The organism is Cytobacillus citreus (assembly GCF_018343665.1).
In the GTDB taxonomy this organism is placed as follows: Bacteria; Bacillota; Bacilli; order Bacillales; family Cytobacillaceae; genus Cytobacillus; species Cytobacillus citreus.
In genome coordinates this window covers 281,273-299,491 of sequence record NZ_JAGYPM010000002.1, presented here as the reverse complement: position 1 = coordinate 299,491, position 18,219 = coordinate 281,273, and the positions used below count along the sequence as shown (strand labels likewise).

The 18,219-nt window shown below is 39.6% G+C and carries 18 protein-coding genes; all 18 read right to left on the bottom strand.

Annotated features, from left to right (window positions below):
- Nucleotides 1-53 precede the first annotated feature (53 nt).
- Complete coding sequence (rpiB, locus tag KHA94_RS07670) at nucleotides 54-494, bottom strand: ribose 5-phosphate isomerase B (RefSeq protein WP_057772831.1); 441 nt, start codon at nucleotides 492-494, stop codon at nucleotides 54-56.
- Nucleotides 495-733: 239 nt separating this feature from the next.
- Nucleotides 734-2,029, bottom strand: a complete 1,296-nt coding sequence (locus KHA94_RS07665; protein WP_213101564.1) for a methyl-accepting chemotaxis protein — start codon at nucleotides 2,027-2,029, stop codon at nucleotides 734-736.
- A 10-nt stretch (nucleotides 2,030-2,039) separates the two neighbouring features.
- Nucleotides 2,040-2,492, bottom strand: coding sequence for a low molecular weight protein arginine phosphatase (locus KHA94_RS07660; RefSeq protein ID WP_213101563.1), 453 nt, complete (start codon nucleotides 2,490-2,492; stop codon nucleotides 2,040-2,042).
- Nucleotides 2,493-2,647: 155 nt separating this feature from the next.
- The gene (locus KHA94_RS07655) at nucleotides 2,648-3,691 is read right to left on the bottom strand and encodes an L-threonylcarbamoyladenylate synthase (protein WP_213101562.1); all 1,044 of its coding nucleotides are present in this window, start codon (nucleotides 3,689-3,691) and stop codon (nucleotides 2,648-2,650) included.
- Nucleotides 3,692-3,867: 176 nt separating this feature from the next.
- Nucleotides 3,868-4,308 carry a hypothetical protein gene (locus KHA94_RS07650; protein ID WP_213101561.1) on the bottom strand — a complete coding sequence of 147 codons (441 nt, stop codon included), beginning with the start codon at nucleotides 4,306-4,308 and terminating at the stop codon, nucleotides 3,868-3,870.
- Between the two features lie 282 nt (nucleotides 4,309-4,590).
- A complete protein-coding gene (gene spoIIR / locus KHA94_RS07645; RefSeq protein ID WP_420828157.1) occupies nucleotides 4,591-5,283 on the bottom strand; it encodes a stage II sporulation protein R in 693 nt (230 codons plus the stop codon).
- Between the two features lie 603 nt (nucleotides 5,284-5,886).
- Entirely contained in the window at nucleotides 5,887-6,438 is a 552-nt protein-coding gene (locus KHA94_RS07640; protein WP_213101559.1) for a manganese efflux pump MntP, read from the bottom strand.
- 239 nt (nucleotides 6,439-6,677) lie between these two features.
- On the bottom strand, nucleotides 6,678-7,553 hold the full coding sequence (prmC, locus tag KHA94_RS07635; protein ID WP_275950870.1) for a peptide chain release factor N(5)-glutamine methyltransferase: 876 nt from the start codon (nucleotides 7,551-7,553) through the stop codon (nucleotides 6,678-6,680).
- Nucleotides 7,546-8,619, bottom strand: coding sequence for a peptide chain release factor 1 (gene prfA / locus KHA94_RS07630; RefSeq protein WP_213101558.1), 1,074 nt, complete (start codon nucleotides 8,617-8,619; stop codon nucleotides 7,546-7,548). Before prfA ends, prmC begins: the two co-directional genes overlap by 8 nt.
- 468 nt (nucleotides 8,620-9,087) lie before the next feature.
- Complete coding sequence (locus KHA94_RS07625; RefSeq protein WP_213101557.1) at nucleotides 9,088-9,750, bottom strand: GntR family transcriptional regulator; 663 nt, start codon at nucleotides 9,748-9,750, stop codon at nucleotides 9,088-9,090.
- A gap of 172 nt (nucleotides 9,751-9,922) precedes the next feature.
- Nucleotides 9,923-10,912: a DMT family transporter gene (locus KHA94_RS07620; RefSeq protein WP_213101556.1), complete on the bottom strand. Its 990-nt coding sequence runs from the start codon at nucleotides 10,910-10,912 to the stop codon at nucleotides 9,923-9,925.
- Between the two features lie 223 nt (nucleotides 10,913-11,135).
- Nucleotides 11,136-11,573, bottom strand: a complete 438-nt coding sequence (locus tag KHA94_RS07615; protein WP_213101555.1) for a hypothetical protein — start codon at nucleotides 11,571-11,573, stop codon at nucleotides 11,136-11,138.
- Between the two features lie 259 nt (nucleotides 11,574-11,832).
- Nucleotides 11,833-12,450: a thymidine kinase gene (locus KHA94_RS07610; RefSeq protein ID WP_213101554.1), complete on the bottom strand. Its 618-nt coding sequence runs from the start codon at nucleotides 12,448-12,450 to the stop codon at nucleotides 11,833-11,835.
- Nucleotides 12,451-12,519: 69 nt separating this feature from the next.
- Nucleotides 12,520-12,726 carry a 50S ribosomal protein L31 gene (gene rpmE / locus KHA94_RS07605; protein WP_213101553.1) on the bottom strand — a complete coding sequence of 69 codons (207 nt, stop codon included), beginning with the start codon at nucleotides 12,724-12,726 and terminating at the stop codon, nucleotides 12,520-12,522.
- A gap of 212 nt (nucleotides 12,727-12,938) precedes the next feature.
- Nucleotides 12,939-14,207 (bottom strand): transcription termination factor Rho, encoded by a 1,269-nt coding sequence (rho, locus tag KHA94_RS07600; protein ID WP_213101552.1) that lies wholly within the window; start codon nucleotides 14,205-14,207, stop codon nucleotides 12,939-12,941.
- Nucleotides 14,208-14,810: 603 nt separating this feature from the next.
- Nucleotides 14,811-15,773 (bottom strand): class II fructose-bisphosphatase, encoded by a 963-nt coding sequence (gene glpX / locus KHA94_RS07595; RefSeq protein WP_213101551.1) that lies wholly within the window; start codon nucleotides 15,771-15,773, stop codon nucleotides 14,811-14,813.
- A gap of 121 nt (nucleotides 15,774-15,894) precedes the next feature.
- Nucleotides 15,895-17,181 carry a UDP-N-acetylglucosamine 1-carboxyvinyltransferase gene (locus tag KHA94_RS07590; RefSeq protein WP_213101550.1) on the bottom strand — a complete coding sequence of 429 codons (1,287 nt, stop codon included), beginning with the start codon at nucleotides 17,179-17,181 and terminating at the stop codon, nucleotides 15,895-15,897.
- Between the two features lie 338 nt (nucleotides 17,182-17,519).
- Entirely contained in the window at nucleotides 17,520-18,164 is a 645-nt protein-coding gene (gene fsa / locus KHA94_RS07585) for a fructose-6-phosphate aldolase (RefSeq protein ID WP_213101549.1), read from the bottom strand.
- Nucleotides 18,165-18,219: the final 55 nt, after the last annotated feature.

The window sequence follows — 18,219 nt, the reverse complement described above, 5'->3', positions numbered from 1 at the left end:
CACTTTATCGCAGATTAACGGGCAGTAAGACCCCCACTGATGAAAGTTTCACTTTATTGATTTTCGTAAGCTTTAATTTTCCCAACACGATTTTCGTGCCGTCCGCCTTCATAATCAGTCGTCAGCCATACTTTCGCGATTTCGCGCGCTAGTCCTGGACCAATTACCCGCTCTCCCATTGCGAGCATATTGCTGTCATTATGTTCACGAGTTGCTTTCGCACTAAATACATCATGTACGAGCGCACAGCGGATGCCTTTCACCTTATTAGCCGCGATACTCATGCCAATTCCAGTACCGCAAATGAGAATGCCTTTATCAAATTCACCGTTCGCTACCTTTTGAGCGACTGGCAATGCATAATCAGGATAATCGACAGAAGTTCCACATTCACAGCCAAAATCTTCAAATTCAATTCCCATTTCATTCATTAAATTCTTTATCTCTTCGCGAATATTAACGCCGCCATGATCTGAAGCAATTGCAACTTTCATTCAATAATCCTCCTATGAACTGAACTTTCTAGCACCTGCTATTATTTTTACATAAACCTTAGAAAATATTAGAAAAACTTGGCCTTCGCCGAGTCCTTTTTGGCGAATGCCTTAGTTTTTTTATGTGATCTCCGTAGCAGAGACTTAATCTAATTTCAATTTTACTTTAGTACTTAAATAAACTCAAACCTTCTTATTAACTAAAAAGAGCCTCCGAAAAACGAAGGCCCTCCTCTCTATTAAATCTGAAATCTAGTAATGGTATTTTTTAATTTTTCCGCCTGCTCTTTTAATTCAATTGCAAGGTTTTCAACATTTGCCATTACTGCCGTTTGCTGATCCGTTGCGGTTGCAACTTCTTGAGCACCAGCAGATGTCTCCTCTGCAATAGCAGCCACTTCCTGGGATTGCGTAGAAGTATGCTGAATGCTTTCCATTTGGCGATCTACTAAAATAGTAATTGTAGAAACAAATGAAGCCATTTCATTAACCGTTTTCGTCATCTCTTCGATCACGGTATTCGTTTCTGTTCCTTTTTTCGCCTCACTATTAGCCGTTTCTACTTGTTCGGTAATTTGCTTAACAACATTTTGAACCTCAGCTTGGATGTTTGCAATAAGTTCCGAAATGCCTTGTACAGCTTTCGCACTTTCGTCAGCAAGCTTTCTTACTTCCTCCGCTACAACAGCAAAGCCTTTCCCATGTTCTCCAGCTCTAGCCGCTTCAATTGATGCATTCAAAGCTAAAAGATTCGTCTGAGCCGCAATATCACCGACAAGCTGGATGATTTGTTCAACCTTTGTCGCATTCTCCTCTAGACGCATGACTGTTTGAAGTGACTCCCGATTTTCTTGCGCAAGTCTCTCGATTCCTGAAACAAGAGAGTGAATAATTTTCTTTGATTCATGAAGATCCTGAACCATTTCTTTCGACACAACCTCAGATGCGTTTGCCTTTTCCTGAACTTCTTCCGCAATTCTAATGACATCCTCGACAGATTCGGCAGTAGATTGAATGGAAATAGCGGAATTATCAGCCCCTATGGAAATCTCGTTTATCGTTCTTGCAATGGAATCTGCTTGTTCAGCTGCAAAAGCAGATTCCTTAGAAATAGCAATTACTTTATCATTTGTTTCTCTGAAGTTTTCTTCAATTTGATGAACCATTTGCCTTAAGTTCAATAACATGTCATTAAAGGCAACGCCAAGCGAGCGGATTTCATCATCTGTTTTCGCCAATTCTACATCTTCTTGAATATCTCCCTGCGCAGCCTTTAAAGCCATTTTCTCTAGCTTTTGTAAAGGCTTGATGATAAAGCCAGCTGCGAAAAAGGCTAAGATACCCGACCAAATAATCCCAAGACTTAATGTAATAATCGAAAATAGAACTTCGTCAATAGGCCAAGATTTATTAATTAGCGGATATAGAATATAAATAAAGAATGCGCTTGTCGTATATGTAATGAGTGCTAAAATTGTAATAAAAAGAACAAGCTTCTTCCTCAAACCAAATTTATACCGATGCTTCTCTCCCATTACTTTCCCCCTAGTTATGCTTTTCGCTTTGTAATCGATTCATGATATCAGAAATCGTTTCATTCAAATCCTTAAAAGTATTTCTGTAGATCTCAATTGACCCTCCAAAAGGATCGATAATATCGCAGTTTCCGCTCTTACCCGCAAATTCCTTCAAGGTAAATGTTTTCACTGCAGCACTCGGAAACATGCTTATGACCGCTTCCTTATGGCTCCTTGTCATTGTCAAAATAAACGTCGTCCAATTCACCAAACTTTCATTTAATAACGCAGCACGGTGATTAAGAGCTAACCCTTGTTCTTCCAATGCTCTTCTTGTATTAACTGATGCATCATTGCCATCAAATGCATAAACACCTGCAGATTTCACTTCAACTCTAGGGATATTCTTGCTTTTCAATATGGCTTCAGCCATCGGGCTCCGACATGTATTCCCTGTACATACAAATAAAATATGAGTCATAGCTGTGCCTCCTTCCTTATCATTATAAGACAAATCTCCTAGATGCAATAGTCTCTATATGAAAAATTATTCCTTTTTCTCAACAATTCTACAAAGTTCAACTTGTTTTTATACAATAACTTGAAAAAAAGCCGCTCTCAGTAAACGAGACGGCTTTAACCTTTAATCACACGATGTCCTGCTGCCTTCATCAGACGGTTCATAATTGCGTTTCCAACACCATCATTTGAAAACATTTCGCTAAAAATAACATCGGCTTTCGTACTATTAAAATACCTTAATGCTTCATATAAAGAACTTGCAACAGTTTCAAGCTCAGCACGTTTTCCACAAGCAAACACAAAATCACTTTGATAATAGTCCCTATTTTCTTCTGTTGTTAAGACTCCGACGGAAAGTCCTTCTTTTCGTTTTTCATTCACAAGCTTTTGGATAAATCCCCTCGGTCCTTCTACTAAATAAAGAGGTGCATCGGGAGCATAATGGCGATATTTCATTCCAGGTGATTTTGGTGCCTTCTCCGTGTCAACGAGCGCTGGATCAACATTTACCGTTCCTATTACTGCTTCAAGCTGTTCCCTTGTAATTCCTCCAGGTCTTAAAATGGTCGGGACACTTACGGTACAATCCAATACGGTAGATTCGACACCAACACCTGTAGGGCCTCCGTCAATAAGCCCGCCAATTCTTCCGTTTAGATCCTCCCATACATGGTCTGCCGTAGTAGGGCTCGGTCTGCCTGAGCGGTTCGCACTTGGAGCAGCAATTGGAAGGCCTGCTTGTTTAATAACGGCAAGGGCGATCGGGTGGTCTGGCATTCGAACAGCTACTGTAGATAATCCTGCTGTTGCTTTATCTGAAAGCTTGCCGTTTTTCTTTTTAAAAATAAGGGTTAACGGCCCCGGCCAGAATTCTTTCATTAATCGTTTCGCCTTTTCAGGTATTTCTTCAACAAAATCCTGCAGCTGCTCTTCTTCAGCTATGTGGATAATTAGTGGATTATCGCTCGGTCTGCCTTTTGCCGCGAAAATTTTTGCAACTGCATCATTATTTTCGGCATTCCCTCCTAATCCGTATACTGTCTCTGTTGGAAATGCAACAACTTCATTTTTTATTAATAGGCTAGCAGCTTGTGTAATTTGTGGATATCTTTCGAGTTCATCCACATATTTATCCACCGACCATCTTTTTGTGTTCATTCTGTCCACCTTCATTAATCACGTTAGGAAAAATTAACCTAGTCCTTTATTCCCGTGATTTTTATGTTATTTACTTTTGAAAGTATAAAAGAAGATGGAGGATAACTCAAGCATTATCCACAATTTGTGGATAGATAAAGCTTAATTGTGAATAACTTTGCCAAGATACCCACAATTCAGATGGATAATTTCAAGAAATAGGAGTTATCCACAGTCAAAATATGCTTTACATGTTCTGACTCATGGAGCGCTGCAGGCAAGTCAGACGTTTCCTGAACAAAGCCAAGCAATCGGAAAAATTCCAATGAGTTCTTTTTATTAGAAGCAAGGTATAAGGTTTCTAGCTGTTTATCTTTTGCCAACTTTAGGATTTGTTCAAAAAGAAGAAATAATTCCTTTTCAGATGAACCCTTCGTTATTGCTAGTGAACGAAGCAAACCTATTTTTCCAATTGGCTCGATACCAATTGTCGCTTTCATTTCTGTCATCTTATTTTCCATAATCAAAAAATAGTCAATTGATTTCTGGATGCCCTCTGTGCTCAAATTCGCCTTCTGCAGAAACAGTTCTAATCTCGAAAGGTCTTCTGACCCTGCACATTTAATGATAGCTTCCATTATTCCACCTCATTTTTTATATTCTATTCTATGAATATGAAGAAATAAGGAAAGTAGAACTATTTTTCACTCTTCTATTATCTATTTCATATGAATGCCATTTAATAGATTGTTAACAAATGCAATTTTATCGCAGATTAACGGGCAGTAAGACCCCTACTACAAGGTTGCGAGAGAATCAAAGAAACCTAAAGTGGGGGATCAACTGCCCGTAAAGGCCCGATTGGTTCAACTAACCATCAGTGGGGGATGAAAAAAAAAACCATTGATGGAAGTTTCACTTTATTCAAATATTTTATCCCAAAGCTCTTTTAAGAAGAACTTTACCTCAACTTCTTGCTCATCCTTATCAACAAAAACTGGTGCTTCTTTCTCTATCGTTTTTTGATTGGATGGCTTTTTTTCTTGCTTGGTTTCAACCAAATCGATATCCTCGTTCACTTCAGTTGGGCTTTTTATTTCTTGTGTTTGAGTCGTTTGGTCGTCTTCTTCAAAACCGTCACTTACAGCTACTCCATTTGAAAAATCCAGAAAGCATAGTGGCGGGAATAATACACACCACCAGTTGGCCCCTTTTCCTTCACCAAGTGTAATTAGAATTGCTTCATATTCCCCTGCAGGATAAAGGAATTCACCATATAGCTTAGTTGGAAAATCTACTTTACCAAAATCTATTTTCACTGCTTGCGTTAATTTTTCTTTTTCTACAACACTCTCAGCTATTTTCTGTATTTCCGGAAGCCTAGAACGAATCAATCTTCTTGTTTCTTCAATGGATGTTAATTCCTCCACCCATTCAGTAATTTCAGCATTTACTGCATCCCTTATACGCCTCTTTAATTCCTGATCTGCTTCACTATCACTATTAGCAAGAATACGCAGTCTAATCGCTTCACTCGGAATAACAAGTGATTCATTTGCCATCACTTCCGTTTTCGGTATATATAAACTCAAAATCGTTCCTATACTTAACATCATTATATATAATCTCACAATTGTTTTTGTCTTCAATTCCACCACCGCCCCTTCACTAACTCATTGTGGACAAAGAAGCAGAATCTTAAACTATTAAAATTATATTAATCTAGCAAAGCTGATTAACAAATCCCATCAACATAATTTCTTATACGCACAAAGAATAGATTCATATTAGAAAAACTTGGCGTTCGCCAAGTCCTTTTTGGTGAATGCCAAGTTTTATTTTTGTGATCTATATAGCAGAAAACGAATGGATATTTCAAATTCACTTTCATACGCTAATAAACTTTAACTTTCCTTTTATCTAAGGCAATGTTAAACTTTCCTGTTGATTTCCGTTGCAGGCACTAAAGCGTAGCGGGCGGTCCGGGAGCCTCCTCGTCGCTATCGCTCCTGCGGGGTCTCCCTTTGACTCGCTTCTCCCGCAGGACATTGAATAGTCTTCCCCGAATAAACACCGCACGAAGGAAATGCGAATGCATTTTCGAGGATCTCGCGCCTGCAGCGAAAATCAACAACAAAATAGTATTATCAACACTGAGCTTAACTCAGACTTTTCTAAAAAAATTGGAAATATGAATGGAGAAGGGGGATGAGCTTCTACCCAAAAAGGAGTTTGAGCCCGAATGCAAGGAGGATGCTGCCACCGAGGGCTTCACTGTAAGGGCCAAGCCAGCCTTGAACTTTTCGGCCAATGAGTAAACCGAACCAAGTTAAGATGGTAGCCACGATACCAAAGCATGATAAAACTAATATCGTTTTTGCTCCATATATCCCCAAAGTCAGACTAACTGAAAAGCTATCCAAACTCACACTAAAGCCAAACAGCATTAATCCCGTACCAACAGGGGTAATCATATACCCTCTTTCCTTGCGAATTCCTGACAAAAACATTTGAATCCCTAATATTAGAAGCAATCCACCACCCACATAGGTAGCGATCTCGCCAAATTTTTCCGATAAAAATCTTCCGGCAATGATGCCGATAAGAGGCATCCAAATATGGAAAAAACCGATTGTTACCCCTATTTTAAAAATTTGTCTAAGGCGGAGCTTAAACATACCCATACCTAATCCTACTGAAAAGGCATCCATAGCTAATGCGAATGCCATTAATGATAATGTTAATATCTCTCCGAACATAGCTTCCATTTTTTCTCCTCCTTGGACTTGCTAATTCAACATATGCACGTCCAAGAGGTTTTAGAATGGGACATATTTGCAAAATAAATATAAAAGAAGGGGATTATCAATTTACAAAACTTACTAGTGCAATGGGGTTCATCCCTTTAAATAAAGAAATCGGCTAGCTCGCCGATTTCTTCTATTTCCATTTCGAACGCCAAACCAAAAAAGCCGCAAATGCGGCTTCTTACGTTTAACCTGTTTTCTTATTCAAAACCAATTTCGGCAAATACCATTCGATCCTTCCCATTAATATCATAAGCAATATCAATTTTTGCATGTGGAAATGCTAGTTCGAGCAGCTTTGCCACCGCACCGCTTTGGCCTGCTCCTACTTCAAAACCGATTAAAGCCTGATCTCTTACAACGAATGGCAGTTCTTCTGCAAGTCTTCTGTAAATGTCTAAACCATCTGCTCCTGCGAACAGTGCCCTATGCGGTTCGTGCTCTGTTACAACCTCTGACATCCACTCCATATCTCTATCAGGTATATAAGGCGGATTTGAGAGGACGACATCAAATTGTTTACCGCTCTCGATAAACGGCTTTAACAGGTCGCCGTGTACAAACTGGATAGGTGCTCCAAGAGTTCGTGCATTTTCCTGTGCTAAAAGAAGCGTCGGCTTATAAATATCTGTTGCTGTTACATTTAAATCTGGCTTCTCTAGCTTGAGCGTAATCGCAATGGCCCCGCTTCCCGTTCCAATATCTGCTAGTTCAAGCCGGTCTCCCTTTTCAAAAAGCTGATCGATCCGCTGCAAAACATGATAGACCAATTCCTCTGTTTCCGGACGTGGAATAAGAACGTCCTCATTCACTTTGAAATCGCGCCCGTAGAAGGATTCGAACCCCATTATATATTGGACTGGCTTCCCTTCCGAATGAAGAATGACTGCTTTTTGAAAAGCTTCAAACGTAGCAGCTTCAAGTTCCTCACGCATACTTGCTAAAAATTTCACCCTGTCTATTCCCATAAAATGTCGTAATAATAGCTCGCCCGCATTATCGTCACGTTTTTTTTCCTTTAAAAAAGAAGAAGCCCACTGGAGGGCTTCATATACTTTCAGTTTAGGATTACTCATTTGAAGCACTTTCAAGCTTTGCAGATTGTTCTTCAAGAATTAACGCATCGATAACCTCATCTAGTTTTCCAGAGAGAATTTGATCTAGCTTTTGGATCGTTAGACCAATTCGATGGTCTGTTACACGATTTTGCGGGAAGTTGTACGTACGGATACGTTCAGAGCGGTCACCTGTACCGACAGCAGATTTACGCGCTTGATCATATTCTGCCTGAGCTTCTCGTTGGAATTTATCATAGACACGAGCACGTAAAACCTTCATTGCTTTTTCTTTATTCTTAATTTGCGATTTTTCATCCTGACAGGAAACAACTGTACCCGTTGGGATATGCGTTAAACGTACTGCTGACATCGTCGTGTTAACGCTCTGTCCGCCTGGTCCGCTTGAAGCGAATGTATCGACGCGAATATCTTTGTCATGGATTTCAATTTCCACTTCTTCCGCTTCGGGCAAGACTGCTACAGTCGCAGTTGACGTATGAATACGGCCGCCAGATTCTGTTTCTGGAACACGCTGAACACGATGTGCGCCATTTTCAAATTTCAGCTTTGAATAAGCACCATTTCCGTTAATCATGAAAATAATTTCTTTATATCCGCCGACTCCAGTTGTACTAGCATCAATAACTTCCGTCTTCCAGCCTTGCATCTCAGCAAAGCGGCTGTACATACGATATAAGTCACCAGCAAAAAGTGCAGCTTCATCTCCGCCGGCAGCTCCACGGATCTCTATAATAACGTTTTTATCATCATTCGGGTCTTTCGGAATAAGAAGAATCTTGAGACGTGCCTCTAGCTCTTCTACTTTTTCTTCAAGCTCATCAAGCTCTTCTTTTACCATTTCACGCATATCTGGATCTAACTTTTCATCAAGCATCGCTTTCGCATCTAGAAATTGCTGACGAACATCCTTATATTCACGATATGTTTCAACGGTTTCTTGTATATCTGATTGTTCCTTCGAATATTCTCGCAGCTTTTTCGGGTCATTCACAATATCGGGATCACTTAAAAGCTCATTTAATCTTTCATAGCGATCCTCCACAGATTGAAGACGATCAAACACAGCAGTTCACCTCTAATTATTTTTTCCGAGCAATCTATAATAGAAAAACGCAAGTGCCTTTGCAAAGGAACGTCGACTAAAGACCGCCACGTCCTCCCAAAAGCTTCCCTTTTGGTCGTGCGATGCTTACGCTGTCGAAGCTTTCCTTATGGAGCTAGACATTTCTCTAGCTTAAAAAAGTTATACTTCATTCTTAAACTAACTTGGCGATCACCAAGTAAAACAAATATTAATCATACAAGTCCATAACATTATAATTATAGTATAGGTGTAAAGCTCAGTCAAAATAATTTGGGAGTTAAGAAACAAAAATAGTTGTGAAAGGATGTGCTCCCAAATATTTATAAAGTTGGATGTTCTGTTTTTATTGCAGAAAGTGAGTCGTTCAACCGCACAAAAACACCTCCTGATTTGTTTCAGAAGGCTGTACAATTGAATTTTTAGTCAAAGCCATACGCACTAGAAAATTTATTTATTTGATTCTGAATCTCCGACTAAAATCCTCCCTAAGCTAAGCCAGTTTTCCTCTACGAGGGAGCATGCTAAGCTAGCATCTTTCCTCCTGCAGGCTGAAATGATTTCGTTATGTTGATCAATAGATTTCATCCCATCAAGAGAACTAAATTTTGAAAATTCAAGTCTGCGTACCTTTGACATAATCCGATCTAAGGCTAAACTGATCTCTTGATTGCCAGAGACAGATAATAGGATTTCATGAAATTGATCATCAGCTTCTACCGCACCCAAAACATCCTTATTATCTAATGCTGTCTTTAATTTTGCATTCATTTCTTCCATTAGATGAATATGTTTCTCTAAAATATTCGGTACTGCAAGTCGCGCCGCTAATCTATGTAATGCAGCGACAACTGTAAATGCGTTTTTCGCCTCCTCTAAATGGATTTGGGTAATTCGGGTTTGTGAACCTGGTAAAGACTCGACAAGTCCCTGATCTTCAAGCCTTTTAAGAGCTTCCCTTACTGGAGTCCTGCTGACACCAAATTCGGCTGCCAAGTCTTTATCCATAATCCGTTGGCCAGGTTCTAGCTCCAATGTAATAATTGCTTTCTTCAGTGATTCATATACTTGATCTCTTAACGCTGGACGCGCAATCGTTTTTATTGATTTCATAAAACCAATATATCGATATTGGTTAAGGCTGTCAATTAGCTCTATATTCTCGTAATATCCGCTACTTTTAGCATATTATCAGCTTCTTTTTCAATATATCGGTCACTTCCAACATTATATCGGCTTCTTTTTCAGTATATCGGTCACTTTCAGCATTATATCGGCTACTTCTTCATATATATCGGTCACTTTTAGCACTATATCGGCTTCTTTTCCATTCACCTTTTTCTTTATTTGAAACATAGCTATGCAATACCATTCCCGCGATGACTAAAAGAATGCCTATCCAGGATACGTAAGATGGTGCAGGTGCTGAGAGAATGAGTAGCTCTCCTAATACCGCAAATAAAACCTCAAAGGATTGAGTAGCTTCCACTGCTGCTAACTTTTGCATATTCCCTTTTACTAAATCAGTTGCTCTGAAAAAGAGAACAGTTGCAATCACTCCTGAGAAAAGCGCGATGAAGAGAGATTGAACCATTTGCCCAGTGCTAGGAAGCCCAACTGTAGCTACACCATAAATGGCTAAAAGAAGCCAAAATGGCAAACTTGCTATTGTCATGCCAAGTACTCGTTGATAGGCATCAAACCGATTTTCGCAAATCTCCATCATTTTACGATTTCCTAACGGGTACGCAAAGGAAGCAAGGAGCACTGGTAAAACTCCTAACATCAGTGTTTTTATAGATAATACGTTTGCTTGCTCAAGCTGCATTAACCCTACACCAAGGAGAATAATTAGAGACATCGCAAGGCCCATCAATGGAATTTTCCCTCTAACTTTAATAGGTCCTTTGTCTGTTTGTTTTGTCTCAAAAAATAATGGAGCAAGTAGCGAACCAGATATAATTGTCACTTGCCATGTTCCAGCAATCAGCCATCCGGGACCATAGGCTGCTGAAAAGCATAAAGGAGCATAGAACATGCCAAATCCGACAAAGCTCCATAAAAACCATTTTCCTGGATTCCTTTTCATTTCTATCAAAAGGGGTTTTAAGTTTCGCCTGCCCAGAACAAGTACAAACAAAAAGGGAATCATAAATATATAGCGTAATGAAGCACTCCAAATCCAGCTTCCCCCGGAAAGCTCCATAGATCGATTTAGCACAAACGTAAAAGCAAAAAAGAAGGCCGCAAATATACCAATAATGATCGGACGCATATTGTTCTCTCCCTTAATCGCGGAAAAATTATGTCAATTCATATAACTAATATATCGCATTTCGGTTTTTTATCAACAGTTTTTTTCTTTGAAAGACTTGGCGTTCGCCAAGCCTTTCGGCGAATGGCTTAGTCATTCTTATGCGATTTTATTTACAGACCTTAACCAAAAATTCAGCACGTTAATTTGCGTAAGAAAAAGCGCCCTGCTAGCACAAGGCGTTTTACGTACGGTCTTCTTGAACTTTTACTTCGATATGATAACGAGGCAAGGCTTTTAGTAATTGTTTTCGAAGCTTGGAGGAGGCATCTACTTTTTCACTTTCAGTCATCATTCCCTTTTTATAAGCAGTTACCCACATATCATCCCCATTTATCCACACTTGTCCAGCACGATAAGTACCCGTTTCCTCGATTACCTGACGTGCTTTATTAATATCTGATTGGTCACTAACATTATCTCTTCTATCTAATGGAAGAAAATTAGGATTTTGTGAATCCATCGTCCATTCCTGTGTATCTTCTCTGTCAAGCCGGTTAGACACATTGGAAATATTGTCGTTGTCCTCATTTGTGCCAGAAAACTCTTCAACTCCACGATTAAAGTTAGTACAGCCTGCCAAAAAAGCCAGAAGCAGAATAAAAACACCAAACCTTTTCATTTCTATACACCTCCTTTATATAGCTTTTCCGCTATAACAGGAGTTTGTGCCTACCAATTTCAGCCAACAGATCTCTTCTGCACCCTTTTAAAAAGGTATATCCGCCAGTTTTGAGAATATATCCGCCACTTCAGGTGTTTTATCCGCCAATACTATGACTATTTCCGCGAGTTTCAGTAATATATCCGCTAGTTCATCAAAACATAAAAAAACTGCCTGAATGATTTCAGACAGTTTTTTTAAGGAATATAGGTAGAAATTATAAAGATTGAGTTTTCTTTTTTCCATCTAAAATATTTGGTGATTTTGGCACTTCATGATGGTGGCGGCAGCGAGGCTCATATGCTTCTGATGCTCCAACTAATATGACTGGATCATCATATGACGCAGGCTCCCCATTAATTAATCTTTGTGTACGGCTAGCAGGTGACCCACAAACAGCGCAAACAGCCTGCAGCTTAGTAACTAATTCTGCGATCGCCATTAAAGCTGGCATTTGACCAAACGGTTCTCCGCGGAAATCCTGGTCAAGCCCCGCAGCAATGACGCGATGACCGCTATCGGCAAGATGCTGGATGACCTTTACTATTTCAGAGTCAAAAAATTGAACCTCATCAATCGCAATGACGTCAATTTCAGAATGAATATGTTTAAAAATATCAGTTGAACGTGAAATAGGTATGGCTGTAAAAGCAGTACCGTTATGAGAAACAACCGCCTCATCACTATAGCGATTATCAATTTGCGGCTTAAAAACCACCAACTGCTGCTTCGCAAATTGCACTCTGCGCACCCGACGAATTAGTTCCTCAGATTTACCCGAAAACATACTTCCGCAAATAACCTCTACCCACCCGTGATGCTTCATTACATACATAGAAGGCCTGTCCTCCTTTTAGACAATAAAAAACAGGCAAGAAAGTAAACTTGCCTGTTTTGGTTTTTATTATTGTTGCTTAAGGCCGTATTTTTTGTTGAAACGATCAACACGTCCGCCTGCTTCAGCGAATTTTTGACGTCCTGTATAAAATGGATGGCACTCAGAGCAAGTTTCAACACGGATTTCTTGTTGAACAGAACCCGTTTCAAACTCATTACCACATGCACATTTCACCATTGCTTTATTGTAATTTGGATGAATTCCTGCTTTCATTCTTTTCATCTCCTTCCGCCCTGAATCATACTGAAACAGAGTTATCTATTACCGGCAATCAAATGACAACCGAATAAATTCAAAAACACACTGGAATTATTATAACAAGGCAATTCCCATTTTGCAATATTTGATTCAATTCTAGAAAAGGAAATTTATTCTTTTTGCCTAGAATTGGCTTCTAAAGATTCGAGGACGCCATCACTTTTCAATTAATGTGTACGCTTTGCTTTCATTTCCTCTGCCAGATTCGCAAAGAAATCCTCATTTGATTTTGTCTGTCTTAGTTTACGCAAGAACTTCTCAGCAAAATCAGGTGAATCTGACATTGATTTGCGAATTGCCCAAAGCATGTCAAGCTGATCCTTCTGAATAAGAAGCTCTTCTTTACGTGTACCTGAACGGCGGATATCAATCGCTGGGAAGATTCTCCGCTCAGCAAGCGAACGGTCAAGGTGAAGCTCCATATTTCCCGTCCCTTTGAATTCCTCGTAAATTACATCATCCATCCGTGAACCTGTATCCACGAGTGCAGTAGCTAAAATCGTCAAGCTGCCGCCCTCTTCAATATTACGAGCTGCACCGAAGAAGCGCTTTGGACGATGGAACGCAGCTGGGTCAATCCCCCCTGATAATGTTCTGCCGCTCGGCGGAATCACAAGGTTATAGGCTCTCGCTAATCTTGTTATGCTATCCATTAAGATGACAACATCACGCTTATGCTCAACTAAACGCATCGCGCGCTCAAGAACAAGCTCGGCAACCTTAATATGATTTTCAGGAACCTCGTCAAAGGTTGAGCTGACAACATCTCCCGCGACAGAACGCTCTATATCTGTCACTTCTTCTGGACGCTCGTCAATTAATAGAACGATTAGCTCCACTTCAGGGTGATTAGTTGTAATACTATTAGCAATCTCCTTTAAAAGCATTGTTTTACCTGCTTTTGGTGGAGCAACAATTAATCCACGCTGACCAAATCCAACCGGAGCAAGGACATCCATAATTCGAGTGGATAGATGCTTTTGGGTTGTTTCTAATTTCATCTGGCTATCTGGATATAAAGGTGTTAAGGCAGGGAAATGCACACGTTCCTTTGCAGATTCTGGGTCATCGCCATTTACAGCTTCGACTTGCAGAAGGCCAAAATAGCGTTCATTTTCCTTTGGAGGACGAACCTTACCAGATACTTTATCTCCATTCCTTAAGTCAAAACGACGAATTTGGGAAGCGGAAATATAAATATCTTCTGAGCTAGGAGAATAATTAATTGGTCTGAGGAAGCCAAAGCCCTCTGATTGGATGATCTCGAGAACACCCTCCATAAAGAAATATCCTTCTTTTTCAGCTCTCGCCTTTAAAATGGAAAAAATCAATTCTTTCTTTGTTAATTTACTGTAATAAGAAACTTTATATTCGCGAGCAAGCTCGTAAAGCTCTTTTAATTTCATATTTTCTAAACTTGTTATATTTAATCCCATATTGACACCACACTTTTGAATTTTCAAACATCTTTTTTATTAACACTCAGACTTACTAATAAATACAAAAAAAAGGAAAATAAATTATTGAGGCAAAACTATTATTATATATTTACATATAACCTGAGGATAAGTCCAATAAGGAGCCATACTTCTAATCCAACCATTTGAATGGTTAGTAATCGAGGTTTCCTTTCTTTTCCAATCGGATTGTTAAAGTTTGTTAGCATACTCATACTAAGGCATTCGCCAAGAAGACTTACGAACGCCGAGCTTTTCTAACTCGTTAAGAAAGTATAAATTGCCAGCGTAGAAGATGATTCGACGCAGTTGGCAATTTTAGGAATTAAGTATAAGTGCAACTATGCCTCTGTCTTCGCCTTCTAAGGCTCGCCAATCAGCGAGTTTTCTTTATCAAAAACAATTTCTATTTTACCCTTTAATAGAAGTTTTAATCAACTAAATTTTATTTATATCACGGAAACAAGTATTTTTGGCAGGAAGAAGTGGGTAGGTCTGACAATATTATGCCAGACCTTATCTATTTATGATCCTCTTATTATTGGTTCTTAGAATCCATTTTCCAATAGACTTTGAAAAAAGTTAACCAATGACTAGATTTGGTTTTTTCTGAAGACTATGGCGACCATCAATGAAGCGTACTGTTCCTGACTTCGCTCGCATAACGACTGAATGTGTGGAACCATAAGATCCTTTAAATTGCACGCCGCGCAGAAGTTCACCGTCCGTCACGCCAGTAGCTGCAAAAATAGCGTCATCGCCTTTTACTAAGTCTTCCATTAGAAGGATTTTGTTTACATCTAATCCCATCTTTTTGCAACGCTCGATTTCAGCATCATTCTGAGGAATAAGCTTTCCTTGAAGTTCTCCCCCAAGGCACTTAAGTGCAACAGCAGCTATAACGCCCTCTGGCGCTCCACCAGATCCGAATAAAATATCGACCCCAGTATGATCAAATGCCGTATTGATTGCACCTGCAACATCGCCATCATTAATTAGTTTAATTCTTGCTCCGGCTTCTCGAAGCTGACGAATAATATGTTCATGTCTGTCGCGATTCAATACGGTTGCCACAACATCAGCGATATCTTTATTTTTCGCTTTTGCCACTGCTTTCAAATTATCTAATACGGATGCATTAATATCAATTTGGCCAACTGCTTCTGGACCAACGGCGATTTTATCCATATACATATCAGGAGCATGAAGCAAATTGCCATGATCAGCAACAGCAAGTACCGCTAATGCATTCCAGCTGCCTGATGCAACGATATTCGTTCCTTCGAGTGGATCAACCGCCACATCTACTCGTGGACCGTAGCCTGTACCAAGCTTTTCTCCTATGTAAAGCATTGGTGCTTCATCCATTTCACCTTCGCCAATAACGACTGTTCCTTTCATTGGCACGGTATCAAACACATTTCGCATAGCAGTTGTTGCCGCATCATCAGCCTCGTCCTTTTTTCCTCTTCCCATCCAGCGGGCAGATGCCAATGCTGCTCCTTCTGTTACACGGACAAGTTCCATTGTAAGACTTCGTTCCATCCTAAATTCCCCCTCTAGTTCTATGCTGTTTCAATTTCATGCTTGATTGTCATTTGTTGAATTTTTAAATGGATAGGGATCCAATTGTTATTTCTTCCAAAAAATCAATAGCTTCTTTCAACTAAGTATTTTTCATTTGTTCTAGTTCTTCTTTTGTTAAATTTTCACGCCAAACCGTTGCACCTAGTCCATTTAATTTTTCGACAAGGTGGCTATAACCCCGGTCAATATGCTCTAACCCGGTAACTTCTGTAATACCCTCAGCCATTAAGCCAGCAATCACTAATGCTGCACCAGCACGCAAGTCACTTGCCTTTACTTTAGCACCTTGGAGTTTGACAGGACCATTAATAATGGCTGAACGGCCTTCGACTTTAATATTAGCGTTCATTCTTCGTAATTCATCAATATGTTTAAATCGGGCACCATAAATAGTGTCTGTCACCATACTTGTCCCGACGGCATTAGTTAATAAAGAAGTAAACGGCTGCTGAAGGTCTGTTGGGAACCCTGGGTAAACAAGTGTTTTAATATCAACTGATTTCATTTTGTCAGCTGGCTTGATATATATTTGATCATCCCCAGCTTCAATATGAGTACCCATTTCTCTCAGCTTAGCAATAAGGGATTCTAAATGCAGAGGGATAATATTATCGATCGTAATTCCTTCACCTGCTGCGGCGCCCAGAAGCATATAAGTTCCTGCCTCTATTCTGTCCGGGATAATCGTATGCTGGCATCCGTGAAGCTTCTCGACGCCATCTATTCGAATTACATCCGTTCCGGCTCCTTTGATCTTTGCACCCATATTTGTCAGCAAAGTTGCAACATCAATGATCTCCGGTTCCTTCGCCGCATTCTCAATAATCGTTCTTCCCTTTGCTTTAACGGCAGCTAGCATTATGTTGATTGTAGCTCCGACACTGACAACATCAAGGTATATTCGAGCTCCTCTAAGCTCATCTGCTCGAAGATAAATCGCACCTTGCTCATTTGTCACACTTGCACCAAGAGCCTCGAAGCCTTTAATATGCTGATCAATGGGTCTTGGACCAAGATGACAACCTCCTGGCAGGCCAATGACTGCTTTTTTGAACCTTCCTAGCATGGCACCCATTAAATAATAAGAGGCACGCAGTTTTTTTACTTTTCCATTCGGCATAGGCATGGAAATCATAGAGGACGGGTCAACGGTCATATCATTTCCATCAAAATGAACCGTTCCTCCAAGTTCTTCAAGCAGTCCTTTTAAAATTTGAACATCCGAAATATTTGGCAGTCCTTCAATTATGACAGGCGAATCAGCCAGAATTGTAGCCGGAATCAATGCCACTGCACTATTTTTTGCCCCGCTAATTCGAACAGTTCCTTTTAAAGGGTAACCGCCTGCAATCATAAGCTTTTCCATTTTTTGCTCCCTTCTACGCCGTAAAATAATAAGAAACATGCGTGCTTGTTAGTTATTTGAATGGCAGAAATCGACGAGATTGCCGATTTCTGGTCACTAGCTTGTCCTTTTACCAAAACAAACTTAAAAATACAGACATTTTCCCTATCTTCTAGTTTACACGAAAAAACAATTCTCATGTCATGATATTAGAAAAAGTTAAAATTAAGTCAGAATTCCTAAGATTTAATCATTAACACTTTACCCTAAATAGACGATAAGTAAAACCCAAACTTGTATAAAATCTATTTAAACTAATATATTTTTTTAGTTATAGGCACGCAGTATGGTGAGGTTGTTTAAGAACGTGAATTCCAGTCTGCAAGAAAGGCTTCAATGCCCTTATCTGTAAGCGGGTGATTGAATAATTGCTTGATTACTTTGAACGGAATTGTTGCGATATGAGCACCTCGTAATGCTGAATCCGTCACATGCTGCGGATGGCGAATGGAAGCAGCAATAATTTCAGTTTTGATATCATGAATCGCAAATATTTCTGCAATGGTTGAAATTAAATCAAGCCCATTATGGCCAATATCATCTAGTCTTCCTAAGAAAGGAGATACATACGTTGCACCAGCTCTAGCTGCAAGCAATGCTTGATTAGCGCTAAAAATTAAAGTGACATTTGTTTTGATACCTTCTTTTGAAAAAGCATGGACAGCTTTCAATCCATCAGGTGTCATCGGTACTTTAATTGTAATATTTGGAGCAATCGCTGCTAATTCTTTACCTTCTTTAATCATGCCTTCTGCATCAAGAGCAATAACTTCCGCACTTACAGAACCAGGGACAAGCTCTGTAATTTCTCGAAGGCGCTCGTGGAACGAAACATTTTTTTCTTTGGCAACTAAAGATGGGTTTGTTGTTACCCCTGCCACAATGCCTAATGAATACGCTTCTTTAATTTCTTCCATATTTGCTGTATCAATAAAAAATTTCATAATAATTTCCTCCTTTTAGATAAATGAATGGAAACCGCCTCTATAATCGAAGGCG

Bases quoted from the DNA above. Each gene is read 5' to 3' on its own strand.
- prmC (WP_275950870.1), bottom strand. From the start codon at position 7,553: ATGAGTAATCCTAAACTGAAAGTATATGAAGCCCTCCAGTGGGCTTCT.
- KHA94_RS07610 (WP_213101554.1), bottom strand. From the start codon at position 12,450: ATGTATGTAATGAAGCATCACGGGTGGGTAGAGGTTATTTGCGGAAGT.
- KHA94_RS07655 (WP_213101562.1), bottom strand. From the start codon at position 3,691: ATGAACACAAAAAGATGGTCGGTGGATAAATATGTGGATGAACTCGAA.
- KHA94_RS07660 (WP_213101563.1), bottom strand. From the start codon at position 2,492: ATGACTCATATTTTATTTGTATGTACAGGGAATACATGTCGGAGCCCG.
- KHA94_RS07625 (WP_213101557.1), bottom strand. From the start codon at position 9,750: ATGAAATCAATAAAAACGATTGCGCGTCCAGCGTTAAGAGATCAAGTA.
- KHA94_RS07615 (WP_213101555.1), bottom strand. From the start codon at position 11,573: ATGAAAAGGTTTGGTGTTTTTATTCTGCTTCTGGCTTTTTTGGCAGGC.
- rpmE (WP_213101553.1), bottom strand. From the start codon at position 12,726: ATGAAAGCAGGAATTCATCCAAATTACAATAAAGCAATGGTGAAATGT.
- rho (WP_213101552.1), bottom strand. From the start codon at position 14,207: ATGGGATTAAATATAACAAGTTTAGAAAATATGAAATTAAAAGAGCTT.
- fsa (WP_213101549.1), bottom strand. From the start codon at position 18,164: ATGAAATTTTTTATTGATACAGCAAATATGGAAGAAATTAAAGAAGCG.
- KHA94_RS07640 (WP_213101559.1), bottom strand. From the start codon at position 6,438: ATGGAAGCTATGTTCGGAGAGATATTAACATTATCATTAATGGCATTC.
- KHA94_RS07665 (WP_213101564.1), bottom strand. From the start codon at position 2,029: ATGGGAGAGAAGCATCGGTATAAATTTGGTTTGAGGAAGAAGCTTGTT.
- KHA94_RS07590 (WP_213101550.1), bottom strand. From the start codon at position 17,181: ATGGAAAAGCTTATGATTGCAGGCGGTTACCCTTTAAAAGGAACTGTT.
- KHA94_RS07620 (WP_213101556.1), bottom strand. From the start codon at position 10,912: ATGCGTCCGATCATTATTGGTATATTTGCGGCCTTCTTTTTTGCTTTT.
- glpX (WP_213101551.1), bottom strand. From the start codon at position 15,773: ATGGAACGAAGTCTTACAATGGAACTTGTCCGTGTAACAGAAGGAGCA.
- spoIIR (WP_420828157.1), bottom strand. From the start codon at position 5,283: ATGTTAAGTATAGGAACGATTTTGAGTTTATATATACCGAAAACGGAA.
- rpiB (WP_057772831.1), bottom strand. From the start codon at position 494: ATGAAAGTTGCAATTGCTTCAGATCATGGCGGCGTTAATATTCGCGAA.
- KHA94_RS07650 (WP_213101561.1), bottom strand. From the start codon at position 4,308: ATGGAAGCTATCATTAAATGTGCAGGGTCAGAAGACCTTTCGAGATTA.